Source organism: Paenibacillus sp. FSL M7-1414 (assembly GCF_038003195.1).
In the GTDB taxonomy this organism is placed as follows: domain Bacteria; phylum Bacillota; class Bacilli; order Paenibacillales; family Paenibacillaceae; genus Paenibacillus; species Paenibacillus amylolyticus.
Genome location: NZ_JBBOOS010000001.1, coordinates 2,476,175 through 2,499,876 on the forward strand (window position 1 = coordinate 2,476,175; position 23,702 = coordinate 2,499,876).

21 protein-coding genes are annotated in these 23,702 nt (G+C 46.7%); all 21 read left to right on the forward strand.

What is annotated here, in order from left to right:
• Window positions 1-9: 9 nt before the first annotated feature.
• The 21 genes from rnpM to sleB all read left to right on the forward strand — a co-directional run bounded on the left by rnpM (window position 10) and on the right by sleB (window position 23,682).
• Window positions 10-315, forward strand: coding sequence for an RNase P modulator RnpM (rnpM, locus tag MHH92_RS11245; protein WP_017689143.1), 306 nt, complete (start codon window positions 10-12; stop codon window positions 313-315).
• On the forward strand, window positions 308-637 hold the full coding sequence (locus MHH92_RS11250; protein ID WP_017689142.1) for a L7Ae/L30e/S12e/Gadd45 family ribosomal protein: 330 nt from the start codon (window positions 308-310) through the stop codon (window positions 635-637). Before rnpM ends, MHH92_RS11250 begins: the two co-directional genes overlap by 8 nt.
• A complete protein-coding gene (gene infB, locus MHH92_RS11255; protein ID WP_047842501.1) occupies window positions 630-3,215 on the forward strand; it encodes a translation initiation factor IF-2 in 2,586 nt (861 codons plus the stop codon). The genes MHH92_RS11250 and infB overlap by 8 nt, the downstream gene beginning before the upstream one ends.
• Window positions 3,216-3,240: 25 nt before the next feature.
• Entirely contained in the window at window positions 3,241-3,600 is a 360-nt protein-coding gene (rbfA, locus tag MHH92_RS11260; protein ID WP_017689140.1) for a 30S ribosome-binding factor RbfA, read from the forward strand.
• Between the two features lie 19 nt (window positions 3,601-3,619).
• Window positions 3,620-4,597: a DHH family phosphoesterase gene (locus tag MHH92_RS11265; RefSeq protein WP_076318527.1), complete on the forward strand. Its 978-nt coding sequence runs from the start codon at window positions 3,620-3,622 to the stop codon at window positions 4,595-4,597.
• Window positions 4,591-5,514, forward strand: a complete 924-nt coding sequence (truB, locus tag MHH92_RS11270; protein WP_340903749.1) for a tRNA pseudouridine(55) synthase TruB — start codon at window positions 4,591-4,593, stop codon at window positions 5,512-5,514. Before MHH92_RS11265 ends, truB begins: the two co-directional genes overlap by 7 nt.
• Before the next feature lie 70 nt (window positions 5,515-5,584).
• The gene (locus MHH92_RS11275; RefSeq protein WP_036671020.1) at window positions 5,585-6,523 is read left to right on the forward strand and encodes a bifunctional riboflavin kinase/FAD synthetase; all 939 of its coding nucleotides are present in this window, start codon (window positions 5,585-5,587) and stop codon (window positions 6,521-6,523) included.
• Between the two features lie 159 nt (window positions 6,524-6,682).
• On the forward strand, window positions 6,683-6,952 hold the full coding sequence (gene rpsO, locus MHH92_RS11280) for a 30S ribosomal protein S15 (protein ID WP_036609297.1): 270 nt from the start codon (window positions 6,683-6,685) through the stop codon (window positions 6,950-6,952).
• A gap of 259 nt (window positions 6,953-7,211) precedes the next feature.
• On the forward strand, window positions 7,212-9,314 hold the full coding sequence (pnp, locus tag MHH92_RS11285; RefSeq protein WP_340020013.1) for a polyribonucleotide nucleotidyltransferase: 2,103 nt from the start codon (window positions 7,212-7,214) through the stop codon (window positions 9,312-9,314).
• 175 nt (window positions 9,315-9,489) lie between these two features.
• The gene (locus tag MHH92_RS11290) at window positions 9,490-10,485 is read left to right on the forward strand and encodes a polysaccharide deacetylase family protein (protein ID WP_340903752.1); all 996 of its coding nucleotides are present in this window, start codon (window positions 9,490-9,492) and stop codon (window positions 10,483-10,485) included.
• Window positions 10,486-10,584: 99 nt separating this feature from the next.
• Window positions 10,585-11,868 (forward strand): M16 family metallopeptidase, encoded by a 1,284-nt coding sequence (locus tag MHH92_RS11295; RefSeq protein WP_036670399.1) that lies wholly within the window; start codon window positions 10,585-10,587, stop codon window positions 11,866-11,868.
• Window positions 11,828-12,274, forward strand: a complete 447-nt coding sequence (gene dut / locus MHH92_RS11300) for a dUTP diphosphatase (protein ID WP_017689132.1) — start codon at window positions 11,828-11,830, stop codon at window positions 12,272-12,274. Before MHH92_RS11295 ends, dut begins: the two co-directional genes overlap by 41 nt.
• A gap of 157 nt (window positions 12,275-12,431) precedes the next feature.
• Complete coding sequence (gene dpsA / locus MHH92_RS11305; protein WP_017689131.1) at window positions 12,432-13,331, forward strand: dipicolinate synthase subunit DpsA; 900 nt, start codon at window positions 12,432-12,434, stop codon at window positions 13,329-13,331.
• Entirely contained in the window at window positions 13,328-13,924 is a 597-nt protein-coding gene (locus MHH92_RS11310) for a dipicolinate synthase subunit B (protein WP_062833836.1), read from the forward strand. Before dpsA ends, MHH92_RS11310 begins: the two co-directional genes overlap by 4 nt.
• Window positions 13,925-14,301: 377 nt before the next feature.
• Complete coding sequence (gene dapG, locus MHH92_RS11315) at window positions 14,302-15,522, forward strand: aspartate kinase (RefSeq protein ID WP_036670402.1); 1,221 nt, start codon at window positions 14,302-14,304, stop codon at window positions 15,520-15,522.
• A gap of 47 nt (window positions 15,523-15,569) precedes the next feature.
• A complete protein-coding gene (dapA, locus tag MHH92_RS11320) occupies window positions 15,570-16,448 on the forward strand; it encodes a 4-hydroxy-tetrahydrodipicolinate synthase (protein WP_036670403.1) in 879 nt (292 codons plus the stop codon).
• Between the two features lie 476 nt (window positions 16,449-16,924).
• The gene (locus tag MHH92_RS11325) at window positions 16,925-18,604 is read left to right on the forward strand and encodes a ribonuclease J (protein WP_076208870.1); all 1,680 of its coding nucleotides are present in this window, start codon (window positions 16,925-16,927) and stop codon (window positions 18,602-18,604) included.
• Window positions 18,605-18,838: 234 nt separating this feature from the next.
• Entirely contained in the window at window positions 18,839-19,600 is a 762-nt protein-coding gene (locus tag MHH92_RS11330; RefSeq protein WP_036609439.1) for a ClpP family protease, read from the forward strand.
• The gene (locus MHH92_RS11335) at window positions 19,597-19,827 is read left to right on the forward strand and encodes a YlzJ-like family protein (protein WP_036670404.1); all 231 of its coding nucleotides are present in this window, start codon (window positions 19,597-19,599) and stop codon (window positions 19,825-19,827) included. Before MHH92_RS11330 ends, MHH92_RS11335 begins: the two co-directional genes overlap by 4 nt.
• 90 nt (window positions 19,828-19,917) lie before the next feature.
• A complete protein-coding gene (locus MHH92_RS11340) occupies window positions 19,918-22,656 on the forward strand; it encodes an FtsK/SpoIIIE family DNA translocase (RefSeq protein ID WP_253507529.1) in 2,739 nt (912 codons plus the stop codon).
• 198 nt (window positions 22,657-22,854) lie between these two features.
• Complete coding sequence (gene sleB, locus MHH92_RS11345; protein WP_253507532.1) at window positions 22,855-23,682, forward strand: spore cortex-lytic enzyme; 828 nt, start codon at window positions 22,855-22,857, stop codon at window positions 23,680-23,682.
• Window positions 23,683-23,702: the final 20 nt, after the last annotated feature.

Consider the following 23,702-nt stretch of genomic DNA (forward strand, 5'->3'; position numbering starts at 1 on the left):
CGCTGACGTATGAAACCAAAAAAAGTGCCGCTGCGCAAATGTGTGGCATGCCAAGAAATGATGCCCAAAAAGCAGCTGATTCGCATTGTTAAAACGCCAGAGGATGAAGTGCTGATCGATTTGACTGGCAAAAAATCCGGACGTGGTGCCTATTTATGCGGCAAAGAGTCCTGTTTTAAGCTCGCACTCAAAAACCGGGCTTTGGATCGGGCGTTAAAAGGCAAAGTCTCACCTGAAATTTACGAGCAATTAGCAGCTGACTTCATCGCGGTTGAGGATGAATTCAAAGCAGCACAGGAGCGTGAACATGACTAATATTAAAACGCTGTCTTATTTGGGACTCTCTATGCGTGCAGGTAAACTTGTAACAGGTGAAGAAATTGTACTTAAAGCGATCCGTTCTTCCGAAGCTAAAATGGTTATTGTTGCGGGTGACGCCTCAGCCAATACACAAAAGAAATTTCGCGATAAATGTGGAACTTATAAGGTTCCTCTGTTGATCGGATTTGACCGGGATAGTCTGGGTTCAAGTATCGGTAAAGACACGCGTGTTGTTCTTGCAGTAACGGATCGAGGGTTTGCAAAAATGATCTCCAAGCAAGTCGGTATAATGTCGGAGGTGGAGTATATTGAGTAAACAGGAAAACAAGGATAAATTGCGAGTTTATGAATATGCGAAGTCCCTTAATATGAGTAGTAAAGAAATTATAACCATTCTTAAAAAGCTGGAAATTCCCGTAAACAATCATATGAGTGTCATGGAGAATGGTTCAGTCGGTAAGGTGGAACAATTTTTTAAAGATATAAAATCCACTGCTGCTTCGAAACAAGGCAACGATGCAAAACCAGTTGCTACTTCGGCAGTGCGCAGTGACAAACCAGTGGACAGCAACAAGCCGGCCGGCGGAGTGAACACGCCGAAGAGCAGTAACCCATCCGGTAGTCCCGTACAAACAAAAATACAACAGGAAAAGCAGGTAGGTATGAACAATAGACCAAATTCCAACAATAACAATGGCACCCAAAGACCCAGCGGCCAAGATAGCCGCAACAGAACGAACTCTTCCCAAGGCTCAAGCCAAGGAGGACAATCAACTAACCGTCCAAGACCAGCTCAAGGTGGACAAAGCAGTACTGCATCCCGTCCGCAAGGAACGGGTCAACGTCCGAATAACAGCGGTGGCGGTCAAGTAAGAACTTCAGGCCCTAACAGCGGTGGTAATACAGGTACTGCTGGCAACCGTAGCGGTGGCCAAGGTCAGAGCCAAGGACAAGGCCAACGTAGAAGCGGCCCAGGTGGTACTACTGGCAGCAACAACAATAGTGGTAACCGTTCGAACAGCGGTGGCGGTGGGCGTCGTTATGATGACAACCGTGGCGGCAACTTCCGTGGTAACCGTGGTGGCAAGAACAACCGCAACAGAAATCAACAACAGTACCAACAACGTGAGAAAATTGATAACACACCTAAGAAAATCATCGTTCGTGGTGATATGACCGTTGGTGAAACAGCGAAGTTGCTCCATAAGGATGCTTCCGAAGTTATCAAAAAACTCATCGCTATGGGTGTTATGGCAACAATCAACCAAGAGCTTGATATCGAAACGATCCTTCTGCTTTCAGGTGAATTCGGTGTTGAGGTTGAAGTGAAGATTGTGCTTGAAGATGACCGTTTCGAAACACTGGAAGAGAATGATGATGCTGCTGACTTGCAGGCTCGTCCACCAGTAGTTACGATCATGGGTCACGTTGACCATGGTAAAACTACTTTGCTGGATGCGATTCGTTCCACGAATGTATCCGATGGCGAAGCAGGCGGAATCACGCAACATATCGGTGCATATCAAGTTGAAATTAACAACAAAAAGATCACGTTCCTGGATACTCCGGGTCACGAAGCGTTTACAGCGATGCGTGCACGTGGCGCACAAGTTACGGATATGACGATTATTGTCGTAGCTGCGGATGACGGTGTTATGCCACAGACCATTGAGGCGATTAACCATGCCAAAGCTGCTGGGCTACCAATCATCGTGGCTGTCAACAAAATTGACAAGCCGGGCGCTGATCCAGACAAAGTGAAACAAGAACTAACCAGCTATGAACTCGTTCCTGAAGAGTGGGGCGGAGATACCATCTTTGTTAACGTGTCAGCGAAACAAAGAATGGGTCTGGAAGGTCTGCTTGAAATGATTCTGCTCGTTGCAGAAGTGAACGAATACAAAGCGAACCCGGACAAACGTGCCCGTGGTACAGTGATTGAAGCCGAGCTGGATAAAGGACGTGGCCCAGTTGCACGTATCCTCGTACAGCACGGTACATTGAAAGTCGGCGATGCTTTCGTAGCAGGTAACTGCTTCGGTCGTGTTCGTGCGATGGTCAATGACAAAGGTCGCAAATTGAAAGAAGCTGGACCTTCAACACCTGTAGAAATCACAGGTCTGACTGAAGTTCCAGGTGCGGGAGATCCATTCATGGTGTTTGAAGATGAGCGCAAAGCGCGTTCCATCGCTGACAAACGTTCGATCACGCAACGTGAATCCGATCTGGGTACGCATACTCGTGTGACGTTGGATGATCTGTTCCAGCACATCAAAGATGGCGAGATCAAAGATCTGAACGTAATCATCAAAGGTGATGTACAAGGTTCGGTTGAAGCATTGAAAGGTTCCCTTGCGAAGATCGAAGTTGAAGGTGTACGCGTGAAAATCATTCATAGCGGCGCTGGTGCAATCACAGAATCCGATATCATTTTAGCTGCAGCATCCAATGCTATCGTGATCGGTTTCAACGTTCGTCCTGATAACCAGGCGAAATCAACTGCAGATCAAGAGCAAGTAGACATTCGTCTGCATCGCGTGATCTACAGTGTTATCGAAGAAATTGAACAAGCGATGAAAGGTATGCTTGATCCGATCTACAAAGAAAAAGTTATCGGTCATGCTGAAGTTCGGAGCACGTTCTCCATCAGTAAAGTGGGTACCATCGCTGGTTGTATGGTTACCTCGGGTAAAATTACGCGTTCTGCGGAAGCACGCCTGATTCGTGATGGCATTGTCCTTTACGAAGGTAAGCTGGATTCCCTGAAACGTTATAAAGATGATGCCAAAGAAGTAGCACAAGGTTACGAGTGCGGTATCACACTTGATAAATATAATGATCTCAAAGAAGGCGACGTTATCGAAGCTTTCATTATGGAGACCGTACAACGATAAGCAAGGAAGCATGAGGTGAACAACAATGGCTAAGATTCGTACAGGTAGAGTGGGCGAGCAGATCAAGAAAGAAATAAGTCTGCTCATCCAGTCTGAACTGAAAGATCCACGTATCGGCTTTATTACGGTAACGGGAGTCGAAGTGACAGGAGACTTGTCGCAAGCCAAAGTTTATCTGAGTGTCTTCGGTGAACAGGAACAAAAAGATAACACGCTGAAAGCTCTGGCAAAAGCAAATGGATTTTTGCGTTCGGAGCTGGGCAAACGTATCCGGTTCCGGCATGTTCCCGAGTTGATATTTAAGATTGACGAATCCATCGCTTATGGTAGCCGAATTGAGAAGCTGCTTGGCGATATTGGTTCCGACAAGAACGAATCCCAGTAACAGAATAGAGGAGACGGCAATGCACACTTATGAACAGGCGCTCCAGGCCGGAAAGCAATTTCTGCTGGAGCATGATGATTACCTGGTCGTGTCGCATGTACAGCCGGACGGTGACGCAGTCAGCTCGACGGTAACGGTGGGCTGGCTGCTGTCATGTCTGGGTAAGACATTCACGATGATTAATGAAGGTGAAATCCCCGGGCGTATGCAATTTTTGTGGGAAGCAGGCAACATTGTGAACATGACCGAACAACCACCGCAGCGAAAATATAAAGCTGTTATCTGTGTGGATTGTGCAGACTTTGCCAGAGTAGGTTTGACACGTCATTATTTCGAAGACGATGCTGTTATTTTGAATATTGATCATCACCCTACAAATGACGGTTATGGTACAGTCAACATCATTAAGTCTGATGCTGCTGCAACGGCTGAAATCTTGTTCGATTTTCTTAACCTGTTCCAAGTAACATGGGATAAAGATGTTGCGACGGCAGTTTATACAGGATTGCTTACCGATACAGGTGGATTCCGCTATGCCAACACCAGCCCAAATGTAATGACAACTGCCTCCAGACTGCTTGAACATGGCGTGGATGGACCCTATCTCGCCCAGACCTTGTTGGAGCAGGTGACTCTTCCGCAAGTTCGGATTTTGAATCAGGCACTATCAAGCCTGCAGATGACAGATGATGGAAAGATAGCCTGGGTTGTTATTACACCAGATGATATGGTGGCTTGTGGAGCAGCTAATGAAGATCTTGAAGGGGTAGTGAACTATCCGCGCAACATTCAGGGCGTGGAAGTTGGTATCTTTTTCAAAGTCATCAACGAGAATGCAGTCAAGGTTTCTTTGCGTTCAGCTGGTAAAATTGATGTTGCTGCACTAGCACAGACCTTTGGCGGAGGCGGGCATGTGCTCGCAGCCGGATGTCGTCTGGAAGGCAGACTTGATGATATTATCGCAAAAGTGCTGAAGCAGGTGAATTCACAATGGTAAAGCCATTTGAAGGTGTACTTCCGGTATATAAACCGGCGGGATTTACTTCTCATGATGTTGTAGCCAAAATGCGTCGCATTCTCAAAATGAAGCGCATTGGGCATACGGGCACACTTGACCCACAAGTTACAGGCGTTCTGCCGCTCTGTCTTGGACGGGCGACACGTGTGGTGGAGTACATGCAGGAGCTTCCGAAGGAATATCTGGCTACGCTGAGATTGGGACTGTCTACTGACACAGAGGATATGACAGGGGAAGTCATTGAGCGGGCTGAAACGACTGTGGAAGTAACACAGGAACAGGTTCAACAGGTGCTTGAGCAGTTTCTGGGCACGATCTCACAGGTACCACCCATGTATTCTGCGGTAAAGGTAGACGGCAAACGTCTTTATGAGCTTGCTCGTGAAGGTAAAACGGTAGAGCGTAAGAGCCGTGAGGTCACAATCTATGAGCTCGAACTTACAGGAATTGATACTCAGGGTGAGACCACCGATATATCCTTCCGGGCCTTATGTTCAAAAGGTACTTATATTCGGACATTGTGTGTAGACATTGGTCGGCAACTCGGATATCCATCAACCATGGTTCAACTGGAGCGTACGATATCGGCAGGTATCTCTGCAGATCGTTGTCTTCGTATTGAAGAAGTGGAACAACTTATGGCTGACGGGACTTTGGCGGAGGCGCTGATTCCTGTTGACGAGGCTATTGCTTCAATTCCGGCCCATAAGGTTGGAGAAGAACAGACCAAAGGAGCACTTCAAGGTCAGAAACTGTCTGCACGTCTTCTGGAACCGCCTGTAGAGCAACCTGGTCTATTGCGGTTGTATGCTCAGGATGGTACGTTTCTGGGGATATTTGAACGGGATGAACTAAAACCAACGGTGAGGGCAGTTAAAGTCTTTTTGCCGGAATAAAGAGGTTTCGGGCTTGGAGTTGTGGTGATGCTCTAGCTTGGCCTATCTAGTGAAATGCAGGTGAATGATTGTGAAAACCGTAATGCTAACCTATCCGCAGACGTTACATTCGACTGAGCTGAGCACACTGCCCCAAGTGCTTGCGATTGGTCAATTCGACGGACTGCATCTCGGACATGCAAGTGTCATTTTATCAGCTGTCCGCATTGCGCGGGAAACGGGCATGCAGGCAGCGGTCATGACCTTTCATCCACATCCGAAGGAAGTTATGCGCAAAGGGGATTACGAGGGTTATTTAACTCCCTTGAGAGATAAAGAAGACATCTTGGCAGGAATGGGCGTTGATGTACTCTATGTGGTGGAGTTCAATGAAGATTTCTCACGGTTGACGCCGCAACAATTTGTACACGACTTGTTGATTCCTCTTCAGACACGAACAGCGGTGGTGGGTTTTGACTTCCGTTTTGGTCACAAGGGTGCAGGGGATGAACAACTTCTTCGTACTTTGGGAGAAGGAGAGATGACGGTGGAAACCGTTCCTCCTTTCTTGTTAAATGGTGAAAAAGTGAGCAGTTCTCTCATTCGTGGCCTGTTGAAGCGTGGGGAGATGGATGAGGCCAGTCAGTGGCTTGGCCGACCTTACAGCATCAGAGGAACCGTCATTCACGGGGAGAAGCGTGGACGAACGATTGGATTTCCTACAGCCAACCTTGAACTCACGGATCATTACGTTACCCCGTCGAAGGGTGTGTACGCTGTTCGTGTGCAGTATGGCGAACAGGAACTGCATGGCGTAATGAATCTCGGTGTGAAACCTACGTTTCACGAAAGTGGGATGAAACCTACGTTTGAAGTGCACCTGCTTGATTTTGATGGACACTTGTATGACCAGGAACTAAAGGTTGAGCTCGTTCACTATATTCGTGCAGAACGAAAGTTTGACTCCATTGAGGCATTGATTAGCCAGATTCGTGAAGATGCATTAACTGCCGGCCGCCTGTTATCTTAAAGGTTCAGGATTAAATGCATGTTTACATTTACTTTAACTAGGCAATTATGATATACTGTACTACGTTGTCGATTGAGGCAACATTAACCTTGGCTTGGTTGCTTGCTCTCACCGGCGGTGACGAGGCTAATGGCGATTATATTGAAGGAGGTGAACAGGATGGCATTGACTCAAGAACGTAAACAACAACTGATCGACGAGCACAAAACTCACGAGTCCGATACAGGATCTCCAGAGGTGCAAGTTGCTATCCTTACGGAAAACATCACAAGTTTGACAAACCACTTGCGTACGCATAAGAAAGACCACCACTCACGTCGTGGACTTTTGAAAATGGTAGGTCAACGTCGTAAGCTTTTGGCTTATGTGAAAAACAAAGATGTTAAACGTTACAGCGCACTGATCGAAAAACTCGGATTGCGTCGTTAATTATCGTACATGTTTTCAAAATCAACCTGGCTGTTATCCGTCATTCTTTTGTCTAAAAGGACAAGCGGAACTTACAGCCGGGTTGTTTTGTAGATGAACATGTTGCCATATATTTGTAGATGGGGCTCCGTGAGGAGCTTTTGTTGTGCAGGTTAGCATGTTGAAAGTTCCATACATAGCTAATGAATGCAGGACAAGCAGGAAATACTGTGAATATGCAGAATCCATTGAATTAGGAACGAATAAAAGGAGGGGTTTCATGGAACAGCGTGTTGAAATGCAGCTTGGTGGAAGAAAGCTTACGCTTGAGACCGGGCGTTTGGCCAAGCAGGCTAATGCTGCCGTTAAGGTAACATACGGGGATACCGTGGTATTGTGTACCGTGACAGCATCAAGTGAGCCGAAAGATCTGGACTTTTTCCCATTAACGGTGAACTATGAAGAAAGATTGTACGCCGTAGGTAAAATCCCGGGAGGATTTATTAAACGTGAAGGCAGACCGAGTGAGAAAGCCATTCTTTCAAGCCGTCTGACAGACCGTCCAATTCGTCCTTTGTTCCCGGAAGGCTTCCGGAATGATGTACAAGTTCTGAATATCGTTATGAGTGTGGATCAGGATTGCGAACCGCAAATCGCTGCAATGATTGGTACATCGGCAGCATTGAGCATTTCGGATGTTCCATTCAGCGGACCGATTGGTGGCGTGAAAGTTGGACGTATTGATGGCGAGTTCATCATTAACCCAACGATTGCACAGCTTGAAGTCAGTGATATTGAACTGGTCGTTGCAGGAACCAAAGATGCCATCATGATGGTTGAGGCCGAAGCAAACGAAGTGCCGGAAGAAGTGATGCTCGAAGCAATCATGTTTGGACATGATGAGATCCAAAATATTATTGCTGTAATCGAACAACTTGTGCAAGTTGCTGGAAAAGAAAAAATGGCTGTTAAGTTGCGTACCGTTAATGCTGAAGTTAACAGCAGTGTGCGTGAATTCGCCAGCGCTCGTCTGGTCGAAGCGGTTAAAATCGCCGAGAAACATGCTCGTCAAGATGCAATCGATGTAGTGAATGACGAAACCGTTGCTCACTTTGAAGAGAAATATATTGAAAGTCCGGAATTGTTCAAAGACGTGAAGGAAGTTCTGCACGATATCGTCAAAGAAGAAGTGCGTCGTCTGATCACGCATGATAAAGTTCGTCCGGATGGACGTGGACTTGCTGAAATTCGCCCAATTGAATGTGATACATCTCTGTTGCCACGTGCACATGGTACAGGACTGTTTACGCGCGGTCAAACGCAAGCACTTAGTGTTTGTACACTTGGTGCACTGGGTGATGTTCAGATTTTGGACGGAATCAGTCTTGAAGAAACGAAACGATTCATGCATCACTATAACTTCCCACCATTCAGCGTAGGCGAAGCGCGTCCATTGCGTGCTCCAGGCCGTCGCGAAATCGGACATGGTGCTCTGGGTGAGCGCGCTCTTTCCAAAGTGATCCCTTCCGAAACGGATTTCCCATACACGATTCGTTTGGTATCTGAAGTTCTGGAATCCAACGGCTCATCATCTCAGGCAAGTATCTGTGCCAGCACTTTAGCTATGATGGATGCAGGGGTACCAATCAAAGCTCCAGTTGCGGGTGTAGCTATGGGTCTGATCAAAGATGGAGATCATGTATCCATTCTGAGTGATATTCAGGGTATGGAAGATCACCTGGGTGACATGGACTTCAAGGTAGCAGGAACACCTGATGGTGTAACCGCGATTCAAATGGACATTAAAATTGCTGGTATTAATCGTCAAATTTTGTCTGATGCATTGGCGCAAGCCAAAGAAGGTCGTATGCACATTTTGGGCAAAATGAACGAAATTTTGAAAACTCCACGTGAGCAGTTATCACAATATGCGCCTAAAATTACAACGATGCATATCAATCCGGACAAAATCCGTGATGTTATCGGTGCAGGTGGTAAAATTATCAATAAAATCATCGAAGAAACCGGTGTTAAAATTGATATTGAACAGGATGGACGTGTCTTTATCGCTTCTTCCAACCAGGAGATGAATGATAAAGCCAAAGCGATCATCGAAGGTATTGTGCGCGAAGTATTGGTCGGCGAGATTTATGTCGGCAAAGTAAAACGCGTAGAGAAATTCGGTGCATTTGTTGAAGTACTTCCGAACAAAGAAGGTCTGGTACACATCTCGCAACTGTCAACTGAACGTGTTGCCAAAGTGGAAGATGTTGTAGCTATCGGTGATTCCATTACGGTAAAAGTAACAGAAATTGACCCACAAGGTCGAATCAACTTGTCCCGTAAAGCAGTTTTGACTGCTGAAGCTCCGGCTCAATCCTAGGATACCGAAGCGACAGGTTATAAATGGATAGATTGAATGAAGAGACAGAATGTGAATTTCTGGCTCTTTTTTTAACGTTTAAATACGTAAAGCAAGGATGAAACCATGGCTCAGCATTCATATTTTTGCCCTTGTCCTCATATGATGGGGACAAAGACGGCGGGAGGATGGAGCTGTGGGAAACCAATCCAAAAAGCTGGCGGCTGTTCTGGCGGGTGTGACTGCGGTCATATTGATCGGACAAGTTGGCAGTGTACGTACATACATTACGGAGATCCGTGATGGGCCAGGTACGCAAAATGCTTTTGACATGTTTAAGGAGGCAACTGGAGAAGATGCGCTGTTGTCTGCGATTCGGGATAAAGCGGCTGAAACGAAAATTGCTCCGATAAATGCCAGAGTGGATCGGGTATGGAAAGCGATTCCTGGTTATAATGGCATGGAGATTGATGTGGAAGCGACATACCGTAAGGCGCTGAGTGGAACATTGAATACCAAAATAGCGTATGTCTACCGTCAGATTGAGCCGGAGATTCAGCTTAAGGATTTGGGTGCACATCCGATCTATCGGGGGAACGCAAACAAACCGATGGTTTCTTTTATGATTAATGTGGCTTGGGGGAACGAATACATTAAACCGATGCTGGATACGCTCGATGCCGAGAAAGTGAAGGCTACTTTTTTTCTGGATGGAAGTTGGTTAAGCAAAAATGTTGAACTGGCCAAAGAAATTCAGAAACGTGGGCATGAGATGTCCAACCATGCATATTCTCACCCTAATATGAGTCGATTGAGCGCAGAACGGGCTAAGCTGGAAATTAGCAAAACGCAGGATCTGCTCCATAAGACACTGGGCGTAGAGAATCGTTGGTTTGCTCCGCCATCCGGTGACTTTAATCAGAAGACCGTTGACATTGCTTCATCCATGGGACTGCGCACGGTGTTATGGACAGTAGATACTGTGGATTGGCGTAAGCCAAGCCCGGATGCCGTTGTTGCCAAAATTGCTAAAAATACCGAGGCTGGAACGTTAATTCTAATGCACCCTACAGCTGCTTCTTCGGGAGCTTTAAAGGGCATGATTCAATCCATACGGGCCAAAGGTTTGGTGCTCGGAACAGTAAGTGAGACGCTGTCTTCAGAACGTGTAGATACGTCTGCGGTTGAGTGAACGTTGTTTTTTTGTTAATATCAAACAGTTGGAACCAAATGTCGATTTCAATTTCAAGGTTGAGATCAAGGCAATTATAGAGATGTAGGAGGGCCAACCATGAAAAAAATTCAGCTGGGCAATGGCCTCAGAGTTGTCATGGAACAGATACCGACCTGCCGTTCTGTGTCTTTCGGAATATGGGTCAAGACAGGTTCGCGTAATGAGCAACCTGCAAGTAACGGAGTATCACATTTTATTGAACACATGTTGTTCAAGGGAACCGATCGTTATGATGCCAAGGCGATTGCGGAGCAGTTCGATGCGATTGGCGGTAACGTGAACGCATTCACTTCCAAAGAATACACGTGTTATTATGCTAAAGTATTGGATGAGCATTTGCCGATTGCGGTTGATGTATTGTCTGATATGTTTTTCCGCTCCAAAATGGATGATGGTGAATTGATCAAGGAGAAAAACGTCATTCTGGAAGAAATCTCGATGTATGAAGATACGCCTGATGATATGGTTCATGATCTGATGGCCTTGGCCGCCTATGGTGAGCATCCACTCGCATACCCAATCCTGGGTACGGAAGAACGTCTCAAAGCGATGGATTCCAGCCATCTGCGTGCATATATGAAGGAGCACTACACAATTGAGAACACGGTCATTAGTATCGCGGGTAACATTGATGACAGTGTAATCGATCTGATGGAGAAGCATTTTGGTGCTTTTGATGTAAATGGAGTATCGGAAGCAGTCACGATGCCAGCCTTCCAAAGCGGACAGCTCTTTCACAAAAAGAAAACGGAACAGAATCATATCTGTATCTCGTTCCCGGGCTGTAAAATCGGAGATCCGCTGCAATTCGCTATGGTTGTTCTGAATAACGCCATTGGTGGAGGCATGAGCTCCCGGCTGTTCCAGGAAATTCGTGAGAAACGGGGTCTTGCGTACTCCGTGTATTCCTATCATAGCTCTCATGCGGACAGTGGACTTTTCACGATATACGCAGGTACAGCACCGAAACAGACCAAAGAAGTGCTTGATCTGACCAAAGAGGTTCTACGCGACTTGGCTGTAAACGGCTTGTCCGAGGATGAACTTCGTAAAGGAAAAGAACAGCTGAAAGGCAGCTTGATTCTGAGCTTGGAAAGCACAGGCAGTCGCATGAATCGTCTGGGTAAAAACGAGCTTATGCTGGGCAGACACCATACACTGGATGAGATGATCGCCAAAATTGAGCAAGTTACCATGGACGATATTAACGCGGTACTAGATCTGATGTTTGCTGAACCTTTTGCACTTGCTATGGTTGGCGCTTCAGATAAAACGATCGCTGGATTGAGAAGGGATGATTTTGTTGCATTACGTTCAAATACAGAAACTGCCGGGCAATGAAGATATTAAACTGCCTCAAAAAATGTCTGAGCTGGCATCCGGCTTTGATGTAGTAGCTGCACTTCAGGAAGATGTTGTACTGCAGCCGGGTCAGCGTACACTGATTCCGACCGGACTTGCGATGGCAATGCCAGCTGGATTGGAAGCACAGATCCGTCCTCGGAGCGGACTGGCTTTCAAACATGGTATTACTTGCCTCAACACACCGGGGACCATTGATGCGGATTATCGCGGAGAAGTTAAAGTGCTGTTGATTAATCTGGGTCAGGAACCGTTCACGATTGTACGGGGAGAGCGCATTGCACAGATCGTCTTCCAGACCGTGCCTGCGGTTGAATTGACGGAAGTGAATGAACTTTCGGAAACGGTACGTGGCGAAGGCGGATTCGGTCATACCGGGAAATAAGCAGCGTAAGTATACTCATTCTTTAGAGTCGTCCCTGACAGGGGCGGCTCTTTTTTACATTTGAGAAACGGACGGTGGAATGCAATTATTGTTTTCACCCCCCTGTGGGCCCCTGCATACGATAAGGCATACATGTGGTGAAAGGAGTGACGTCCCGATGCTGACCGGAGTCCGGATTGTAGTCCTGGGCGGAGATGCGCGGCAGCTTGAAGTCATTCAAAAGTGCGCTGAGCTGGATGCAACGGTAAGTGTGGTGGGTTTCGATAAAATAGAGCGTTCCATTCCAGGGATCGAGCACCAGGAACTGGAGGATGAAGTGTTTGCTTCCGCAGATGTACTCGTACTGCCTGTTGTCGGTTGCGATGAGCAGGGAAAAGTAAGTACTTCATTCAGTGACACACCGATCTATTTGAAAAAGGAACATATTGCAGCATTACCAGAGCATTGTATTGTGTTCACAGGTATGGCAAAGCCGTTCTTGCGCGAACTTTGTCTTGAAAATGGGCTGCGACTTGTTGAAGTACTTGATCGTGATGATATTGCACTTTATAACTCTATTCCAACAGCTGAGGGAGCCATCGCCATAGCTATTCGGGAGACGGACTTCACAATCCATGGTTCGGAATGCATTGTGCTTGGCATTGGTCGAACAGGATTCACAATGGCCAAAACACTGCAGGGACTTGGAGCAAATGTACGGGTGGGAATCAGGCGGGAAGAGGATGCTGCCCGCGCTACAATCATGGGCTGGAAGCCTTTCATGACAACGGATTTGGCCGCTCAGACCGGGGAAGTTGACTTGCTTTTTAATACGATACCGACTATGATAATCACAGCACAAATCCTGTCCAGAATGCCGCAAAAGGCTGTCATTATCGACCTCGCATCCGCTCCTGGCGGCTGTGATTTCAGGTATGCCGACAAACGCGGTATCAAAGCGCTACTTGCGCCTGGCCTCCCCGGCATTGTTGCTCCCAAAACGGCTGGCGGCATTATTGCCGACGCGTTGATCCGTTTGCTTTTGGAAGAACAGAACGCACGGGAGGTTAAATCATGAACTGGCAGGGAAAAACGGTAGGTTATGCAATTACGGGTTCTCATTGTACGTTTGAAGAGGTTATGCCGGTAATTAGCCGCTTCGTAGCTGAAGGTGCCAACGTCATTCCGATTATTTCGAATTCGGTTCTGACGACGGATACACGCTTTGGTACGGCGCAAAATTGGCAAAAACAGTTGAAAGATATAACAGGTAATGATATCATTTCTACAATTGTTGAAGCGGAGCCATTAGGGCCTTCCAAGCTGCTTGATGTGCTGGTTATTGCTCCATGCACAGGGAATACAACAAGTAAGCTGGCTAATGCGATGACCGACAGTCCAGTGCTAATGGCAGCCAAAGCGCAGATGCGCAATCAGCGTCCGCTTGTGCTCGCGATTTCCACGAATGACGGTCTGGGCTTGAATGCTGCGAATATCGCCAAATTGCTTGTGGCTAAATACTTGTATTTTGTGCCATTTGGGCAAGACGATCCAGTGAAAAAACCAAACTCGTTAGTCGCCAAAATGGAATTGATTCCAGAGGCTTGCTGGAGTGCTCTTGAGGGCAAACAGTTGCAGCCGATGATTGTGGAGCGTTCTTCACAGGCTTGATGGAACAATGATTTGGTGACAACGTTTATGCGCTTGGAGAAATGAAGAAGGGTTCGAGAGACAAAGAAAATCATGGGGGACAATATGCTGGATTGAACAGCTACTATGTCCACGTTCCTGTCTATAAGGCATTCCTGCTTGCGGGCAGTACAGGTTAAGCAAGCGGGAGAGGTCTATTGTGAATGTATGCATCATGACCTCGATAACAACCGCGACCTTTGATTTGCGATTGTCCCAGACAATTACAGAAAATAAGGAGCGGCATGGAATGCCGTATAAAATGCTGAAATTATCGCATCAGAACGCTCCCTAGAGTGATCCATTTGTTGATTTGACCCGTGTCCAGTCTTCTTGCGTACACAAATGGAGGAATAAAGATGCGTATCATGGTACAGAAATTCGGAGGCACGTCTCTCTCCACTGTTCAGGCGAGAGAGCATGTGCTCCGTCATGTTAAACGTGAACTTGAAGCAGGATTGAGTCTGGTCATCGTTGTGTCTGCGATGGGGCGCCGCGGCGAGCCATATGCGACCGATACGTTGCTGGACTGGGCTGCACAGAACGGAAACGCACTATCCGCACGCGAAAAGGATTTACTGCTGTGCTGTGGTGAAATCATATCGGCGACAACGTTGAGCAGTTTACTCGAACATGAAGGCATTCCAACTACAGTGCTGACCGGTGCACAAGCAGGTTTTGTGACGGACGACAATTTCGGGAATGCCCGGATATTGGATGTCCGTCCTGTTCGTGTGTTGGAGCAGCTTCAGCTTGGCCGTGTCGTTGTTGTAACCGGATTCCAGGGGCAGACAGAGAACGGAGACTTCACGACACTGGGTCGTGGGGGAAGCGATACGTCAGCTACAGCTCTCGGTGCAGCATTACGTGCTGAAATGGTGGATATTTACACAGATGTGAACGGGATACTCACCGCTGATCCGCGAATTGTTGAGGATGCACGTCCACTGACTGTTGTGAGTTATGCAGAGATCTGTAACATGGCCCACCACGGGGCCAAGGTAATCCATCCACGTGCGGTTGAGATTGCGATGCAATCCCAGATTCCAGTGCGGGTAAGATCTACTTTTGCAGACACGGAAGGAACGCTGGTTACGCATCCGGAAGGATTCCAGGATGTGCAGACAGGCATTGTTGACCGTTATGTAACAGGCATCGCCTACGTGAGCAATGTAACGCAAATTACGGTGGATGTGCCTGGTGGTGGTGCAGATCGATTGCAACTAAAAGTGTTCAAAACCATGGCTGAGAATTCAATCAGCGTTGATTTTATTAATGTTACCCCCTCGGGAGTTGTCTATACGGTTTTTGACAGTGATTCCGAGAAAGCCATACAGGTATTGCAGGAGATAGGTCTCAAGCCACAAAGCCTGTCCGGTTGTGCCAAAGTGTCCGTCATTGGCGGAGGCATTAATGGTGTACCTGGAATCATGGCTCGAATCGTGGAGTCCTTGACACTGGCAGACATTCAGATCCTGCAATCGGCAGATTCGAATACAACAATCTGGGTACTCGTAAAAAAAGAAGATATGGTTCAGGCCCTGAGGGCACTTCACGCCTCATTCGAACTTCATTTGTAAATAACTGAAGTTAGAGGAGCCAAACCTGTTTTGAAGGAGGAATCGAATTGGACTTTGGAAGATTGATTACAGCAATGGTCACTCCGTTCAATGAACAAGGAGAGATTCATTGGGAGGAAACGGCACGTCTAATCGACTATCTGATTGTAGATCAAAAGTCGGAGACGCTTGTGGTTTCTGGAACAACAGGGGAGTCTCCAACACTTAGTGATACTGAGAAAGTTCAATTATTCGAATTTGCAGTGAAACATGCGGCCGGTCGGTGCAAAATTATAGCCGGAACGGGAAGCAATAACACGGCACATTCCATCCATTTGACACAGGAAGCTGAACGTGCCGGAGTGGATGGCATTTTGTTGGTTGTTCCGTATTACAACAAACCTAGCCAAGAAGGTTTGTTCAAACATTTTGAAGCGATTGCAGGCTCCACCAAGCTGCCAATTATGCTCTACAACGTGCCTGGGCGTACAGTAACCAGCCTGTCAGCAGAGACAACGCTTCGTCTTGCACAGATTCCTAACATCGTCGCTACGAAGGAATGTGCGTCTATGGAGCAGGTTACGCTGATTGCAGCAAGTGCTCCAGAAAATTTCAGAGTTTATTCCGGTGATGATGCTTCAGGCTTACCAGCGATTGCGGTTGGAGCACATGGAATTGTCAGCGTGGCCAGTCATGTCGTAGGGGCAGAAATGAAGAAAATGATTGACGCCTTCTATGGCGGAGCACCTCTTCAGGCTGCTCAGATTCATCAGCAGTTGTTCCCGGTGTTCAAAGGCCTGTTTGAGTGTCCACAGCCTCTACCAAACCCCGTAGCGGTGAAATATGCGCTGACATTGCGTGGTCTAGACGTTGGTTCCGTACGGTTGCCCCTTATTCCCCCAACGGAAGAGGAGCAGGTTTATATCAAAGGTTTGCTTAATTTGTAATCATTTTGGTTGTATATGGACTATTTTATTAATCATGGGAATATCCTTCAGATCAGCAAAAGAACCGCTCCTCTTCCTAGAGGCTGCGGTTCTTTTTTTTACGAGTAATGTGAGGTTTCTTTTCCACTGCTAAGGGGAAACCTACAGGTTAACGAGAGAGTGACTTGTTTTTTTTGTTTTTAATCATGTATAATGATGTCAAGTGACTGGGTGCGGTATTTTTTTGAAATTGAAAGCGACATCGCTTCGTGGTGTAGCTTTGCGGTGAAAAAGGAAGGAACGGCTAAGAGGGAATTTCAACTCCAACTTGTTGGTCAAAGGGAATAACTTCGAAGAACTTCTTCCAAATATCGTGAATAAAGGTGTTCTTTTGCATTCATCCCGATAGGTGGGTATGTGATGTATGGACTACTTTTCTTAACTTACAATAAATAATAAGGTACGACGTCCAACTACCATAGGAGGTTTAGATTCATTTGTCTAAGAAAAATAATAACGATAAACTGATGATTTTTGCTTTGGGCGGCGTAGGCGAGATTGGTAAAAACATGTACGTCATCCAATACGCCAACGACATTGTAGTCGTAGATGCTGGTCTTAAATTCCCGGAAGAAGATATGCTTGGTATTGATATTGTCATCCCTGACATTTCTTACCTGACTGAGAACCGTGACAAAGTAAGAGGAATCATTCTTACTCACGGACATGAGGATCACATTGGTGGTCTGCCATATGTTCTCAAACATCTGAATGTTCCTGTATACGGAACAAGACTTACGCTTGGACTTGTAGAAAACAAGTTGAAAGAAGCGAATTTGCTGGGTGAAACAAAACGTATTCTGATTGATGCTGATTCCGAGATCCAACTTGGATCTGTTCTGAAAGCATCGTTCTTCGCTACTAACCATAGTATTCCCGATTCTGTTGGTGTATGTGTCGAAACACCGGAAGGTGCAGTTGTTCACACAGGTGACTTCAAATTCGACCATACTCCAGTCAATGGTCAATATGCAGATCTTCAGCGTATGGCACAGATCGGAACAAATGGCGTGTTAGCGCTGTTGTCCGACAGTACGAACGCTGAGAAACCTGGATTCACACCATCGGAGAAAAATGTGGGTATCGTGCTGGAAGATATCTTCCGTAAAGCAAGTCAACGTGTTGTTGTGGCGACATTTGCTTCCAACGTACACCGTATCCAACAGGTGATCAATGCAGCAGAAGTGACTGGACGTAAAGTTGCAGTTATCGGACGCAGCATGGTGAACGTGGTTGGTATTGCTTCAGAACTGGGTTATCTTGAGATTCCGGATGGCATGATCATTGAGCCTGAAGAAGTAGGCAAGATGGCAGCTGATCGTGTCGTGATTCTCTGCACAGGAAGTCAAGGAGAGCCAATGTCAGCACTGACACGTATGGCTCGTTCCACACACCGTAAAGTGGACATCCTGCCAGGTGACACTGTTATTATTGCAGCAACTCCGGTTCCAGGTAATGAAAAATATGTAGGCCGTACGATTGATGAACTGTTCCGTCTGGGTGCTAACGTGCATTACAGCGGTGCTAACAGTGGCGTCCACGTATCTGGTCACGGTAGCCAGGAAGAGCTGAAACTGATGCTCAACCTGATGAAACCGAAATTCTTCTTGCCAATCCACGGTGAATTCCGTATGCAGCGTCGCCACGCGGTTCTTGCTGAATCTGTAGGGGTAGAACCTGAGAACATTTTCATCACGGATATCGGTGAAGTGATTGAAATTCAAGGTGGAGCAGCACGTAGAGCAGGTAAAGTTACTGCAGGTAATGTGTTGATCGATGGCTTGGGTGTAGGCGATGTGGGTAACATTGTACTTCGTGACCGCAAATTGTTGTCACAAGATGGTATCCTTGTTGTTGTGGTAACACTGAGCAAACAGGATGGAAAAATTGTTTCCGGTCCTGACATCATCTCTCGCGGATTTGTGTACGTACGCGAATCGGAAGGACTATTGGATGAGGCCAACCGGATCGTTAGCAGCACATTGCAGAAGTTGATGAGTGAGAACGTTAACGAGTGGGCTTCACTCAAAACAAATGTTAAAGATGCACTGGGACGCTTCCTGTATGAGCAAACTCGTCGTAGACCGATGATTTTGCCAATCATTATGGAAGTTTAAAATAAGTTAAACAAAAACATATATTCAGGCACACAGTCGCCCCTTCTCTACGAGTAATATTGGACGGTTCCTCGTAGAGAAGGGGCTTTTTTTGCGTTTTCAGGAAGATCTGCAATAGCGTCAATATGTGAAGCAATTTGATGCTAGCGGGTATAAGGCGGTTGGAAAAATCCCCATACTAAGGAAATACATTAAATGTTTCTGGAGAAGGGGATTATTGAAATGAATGAACGTATGAATGACAAGCAGGCGTCAAGATCCAATCAACCGGAAGTTGAAGCGCCGGAAATTCCGATTCAGGAGGAAAAGGCCATCTCTCCCGTGACAGAGACTATTCAGCAATTTGGGCAGACACAGTCGCCTGCAGGTGAGTCGAATATTTTCTGCATGACCATTATTGGACAGGTCGAAGGGCATTTGATTTTGCCACCACAAAATAAAACAACAAAGTATGAGCATATCATTCCACAGCTGGTGGCCGCAGAACAGAATCAGCGCATTGAAGGTATTCTGATCATTTTGAACACGGTAGGTGGAGATGTAGAGGCGGGTCTGGCCATTGCAGAGATGATTGCTTCTCTGAGCAAACCTACGGTGACTGTGGTCATTGGAGGTGGGCATAGCATTGGAGTACCGATTGCTGTAGCTTCAACATATTCCCTGATTGCGGGAAGTGCAACGATGACGATCCATCCGATTCGGATGAACGGCCTTGTCATTGGTGTACCTCAAACGTTTGAGTATATGGAGAAAATGCAGGAAAGGGTTGTTCGGTTCGTGACTTCGCATTCGAATATCTCTGAAGAGATGTTCAAAGAACTAATGTTTAAGACTGGTGAGTTGAATCGGGATATTGGTACAGCTGTAGGAAGCGCAGATGCAGTGAAACATGGATTAATGGATGCAGTGGGCGGGATTGGACAGGCTATTGCTCAGTTAAATCAGCTCATAGGAGACAAGAGACAGACTCTGCAAGCGGGAGGTTATACCCAATGACATTATATACAGTGATGCCCCCGGAACAACTCTGGTCGGGAATGTGGAAAGAGGGCGAAGATACAAAGGAGATCAAAATGAATGGTTTGTTAATGCAGGTGAGACCTGTTAATGACAATGAAGCCGTTATTGTACGTTTGCTGGATTGTCCACTTGAAGCCTATCTCAATCCTGCTAATATGCCCGGTTCGACCATTCCGCTTTCGGGTAACTTGGGATCAGCATAACGCGACGAATTCAGACAAATTGAGCAGAAAAAGAACATATGTACGGATTATATTTGTATGGTATAATATTCTTCTGGGGGTGACCTGATTTTGGCCAGAAGAAAAAAGAGGAAAAAAAAGGGCGCTGGTTTTAGTGGCGTTTTAAAATATGAAATTTACGGGATTGTGCTTATTACCCTTGCTGTCATAGCATTATCGGGTGAAGCCACCGTTGGACGTTCGCTTTCCAAGATGTTCGGACTGATGCTTGGTAAGTTTTATTTTGCGATTCCACTTGTTGGTATTTATTATGGTCTCATGGTGATGATTCACCGGAAATGGCCGAGTGGCTGGACCACACGCAAGACAGGACTTGTTTTGCTGGTCTTTGCTTTAACTCTCATGAGTACTGTTTCTGCAATGCACCAGAAGCTCATTCCGGTTGGTGCGCTTGAGCCTGGTGCTGTGATTACGCAGGTACATAATGATATGCAAACCGAGTTGCTAACCCCTGCTGCGCCAGGTGAGAGGGACTCCATGCTTAACAAGGACATCAGCGGTGGTTATCTCGGAGCTGGGCAATTTGCTCTTTTCCTGTGGCTGTTCGGCAGCCTTGGGGCGAGACTCATCATGATTGTCATGTTTATCATCAGTTTTATGCTGATTACGAGTCTATCTTATGTGGATTTGATTCGAATATTCCGTACAAAGATTTGGGATGCTGGGAGTTCGATGTACAAAAAGCTGGAGTCGAGACCGTCTGCACGTTCTGCTTCAGCATCTGATGGAAGGAAGAAAGGTAACGCTCGTAAAGTGGTGCCTGTTCCTGTTGAAGATGACGAAGACGAGTATGAGGATGAATTAGAGGAACAGCATCTGCCAAAACGAAACTCGCCCATATTCTTCCAACTTTTCGGAAAATGGGGAGCTAAACGGGACCAGGCGACATCAGGACGTGAAATGGATGAGGTCGATTCGGCAGAAACAGAACAGATTTTATACCGCGCCGAACAAGATCACAATCTAGAGGCGTGGCAGGATGCAACCGAAGACGTAGCGAACAAATCAGCTTCATCACGTGTTCCTGTTCAGGCTAAACCTAACTCAGCGCCGATCATTCGAGACTTTTTCGAGCACGTCAGAACAGAAGAGGCAAGCATTGAAGATGATCTGGACGATGCTTATCCTTTCCCGGATAATCTGGCCGATCCAAATGTAGTACAACAGGGCGAGCATGCCATTAAAATAACGGATGAACTGGTAGAGACGGAGTGGTCTGCATCCGATGCGGGTACAAACGGGATGAATGCTGTGGATGAGATTCAGAGTGGAGAAGAAGTACCTAATGATGCAATGCAGGGAACAGATACTCCAACTCCTGAAGGGCAGGACACACAACCGGTGAAACCACCACCGCCACCTCCTAAGCCGTACAAGCTACCATCATTCCGTCTCCTTGCCAAGCCAAACAATGGGGGCAAGGCGGGTGACCAGAAGGATTATATGCAGACAGCACGCAAGCTGGAAGCTACACTGGAGAGTTTCGGTGTTCGCGCCAAAGTGCTTGAAGTGGTCCGGGGCCCTGCCGTTACAAGGTATGAAATTCAGCCTGATATTGGTGTTAAGGTCAGCAGAATTGTCAGCCTAACTGATGATATCGCGTTGGCTCTGGCGGCAAAAGATATTCGGATGGAAGCACCGATTCCCGGAAAGTCTGCGATTGGTATTGAAGTACCTAATGGTGAAGTATCGGTTGTAACGATGCGGGAAGTAATGGAGACAGCAACGTTCCAGGATGCAGAATCCAAAGTGACCATTGCATTTGGCCGAGATATCTCGGGACAGACGATTATTGGTAACTTGGCTCGTATGCCCCATTTGTTGGTTGCGGGTGCTACAGGTTCTGGTAAGTCGGTGTGTATTAACGGAATTATTACCAGCATATTGTACAAAGCCAAGCCGGATGAAGTGAAGTTCCTGATGGTCGATCCCAAGATGGTTGAGTTGAACGTATATAACGGGATTCCCCATTTGCTGGCACCGGTAGTAACTGATCCTAAGAGAGCGTCACTTGCTCTCAAAAAGATCGTGGTTGAGATGGAGAAACGATATGAACTGTTCTCCAAATCAGGCACACGTAACGTCGAGGGTTACAATAATCTGATGAAAGATAATCCTGCGGCTGTTCTGCCTTATATCGTTGTCATTGTGGATGAGCTTGCAGATCTGATGATGGTTGCAGCCGGAGATGTGGAGGATGCCATTGCACGACTCGCTCAGATGGCTCGTGCAGCAGGAATCCATCTGATTATTGCCACACAACGTCCTTCTGTTGACGTTATTACCGGGGTAATCAAGGCTAACATTCCATCGCGGATTGCCTTCGGCGTATCCTCCCAAGTCGATTCCCGAACGATTCTGGATATGGGTGGGGCTGAGAAACTGTTGGGTCGTGGAGACATGTTGTTCATGCCAATGGGCGCATCAAAACCGGTTCGTGTACAAGGGGCATTTATGAGCGATGAAGAAGTCGAGAATATTGTAAACTACGTACGTGGTCAAGGTGAAGCGCAGTATGATGAGTCCCTTGTACCTGAGGTGGACGACACTATCCAGGCTGAAGATGAAGTACAGGACGAGTTATACGAAAAGGCAGTACAGATTATTCTGGAGGCCAAGCAAGCGTCTGTTTCTCTGCTACAACGTCGAATGCGAGTAGGATACACCCGTGCCGCACGTTTGATTGACTCCATGGAAACCCGGGGCGTTATTGGTCCTTACGAGGGTAGCAAACCAAGGGAAGTACTGGTTTCACTTGAACAGTATCAGCAGAATAAAATAAGCTCGTAGTGTAACATGTAACATGGTTTCAACGAATCGTTTAAGCCCTCAACCGTATTGGTTGAGGGCTTTTTGCTTGCTCAGCAGACTGAAGTTTTGCCATCTACTCCAAAGATCGGATGTTTTGGTGCATAGGAAACAAGCAGGCTTGTCATAATAACCTTAGCGATTCTGTTAATCCCACAAGAGAAAGGTAGAGCACAGTCGATGCGAAAAATGAACCTATGGCTTTTCACTGCTATTTTGCTGATATCCGCATTGGGAATTCGTTATTTGCTTCCTGGGAATACAGCAACTGAAATTTCAGCCGAGCGTACACCGCAGGTAGAAGAAAAGGCCTTGCCTACGTTTAGCAGCAATACAGTGAAATATGGAAGTTACGGTCAGGATGTATATGAGCTTCAGGGGCGTCTGAAGTACCTGGGATTTTACAATGGTAAAATCGACAGTAATTTTGGCAGCAGCACACTGAAATCCGTTAAATGGTTTCAATCCGAGTTTGGCATGAAGGCAGATGGTGTGGTTGGAGCTGAGACCAAGCTCAAGCTGTACAATGCGTCAACCAAATGGTCGCCAACAGAGCCGCCGCTACACAAGGAATCCTCAGGTGGGGGTGGAGGCAGCAACAATACGGCAAATAAAGAGCAAGACAATATGGGATCTGCCAATGCCCTTGGTCTCTCAGAGAATGAACTCAAGATTATGGCTAACGCTGTATATGGTGAAGCCCGGGGTGAACCGTTTGAAGGTCAAGTCGCAGTAGCAGCAGTAATTCTGAATCGCGTAAATTCACCAAGCTTTCCAAGTACACCTTCTGGTGTAATTTTTCAACCAGGTGCATTTACGGCTGTAGCGGACGGACAGATCTATCTGGAACCAAACGCACAAGCCAAAAAGGCAGTTGAGCAGGCCCTGAATGGATGGGATCCGTCCGGTGGATGTCTCTATTATTTTAACCCGAAGACAGCAACATCCAAATGGATCTGGACCCGTCCACAAGTGAAAACAATCGGACAGCATATCTTTTGTATGTGATGATGTTGGAAGCAACCAGA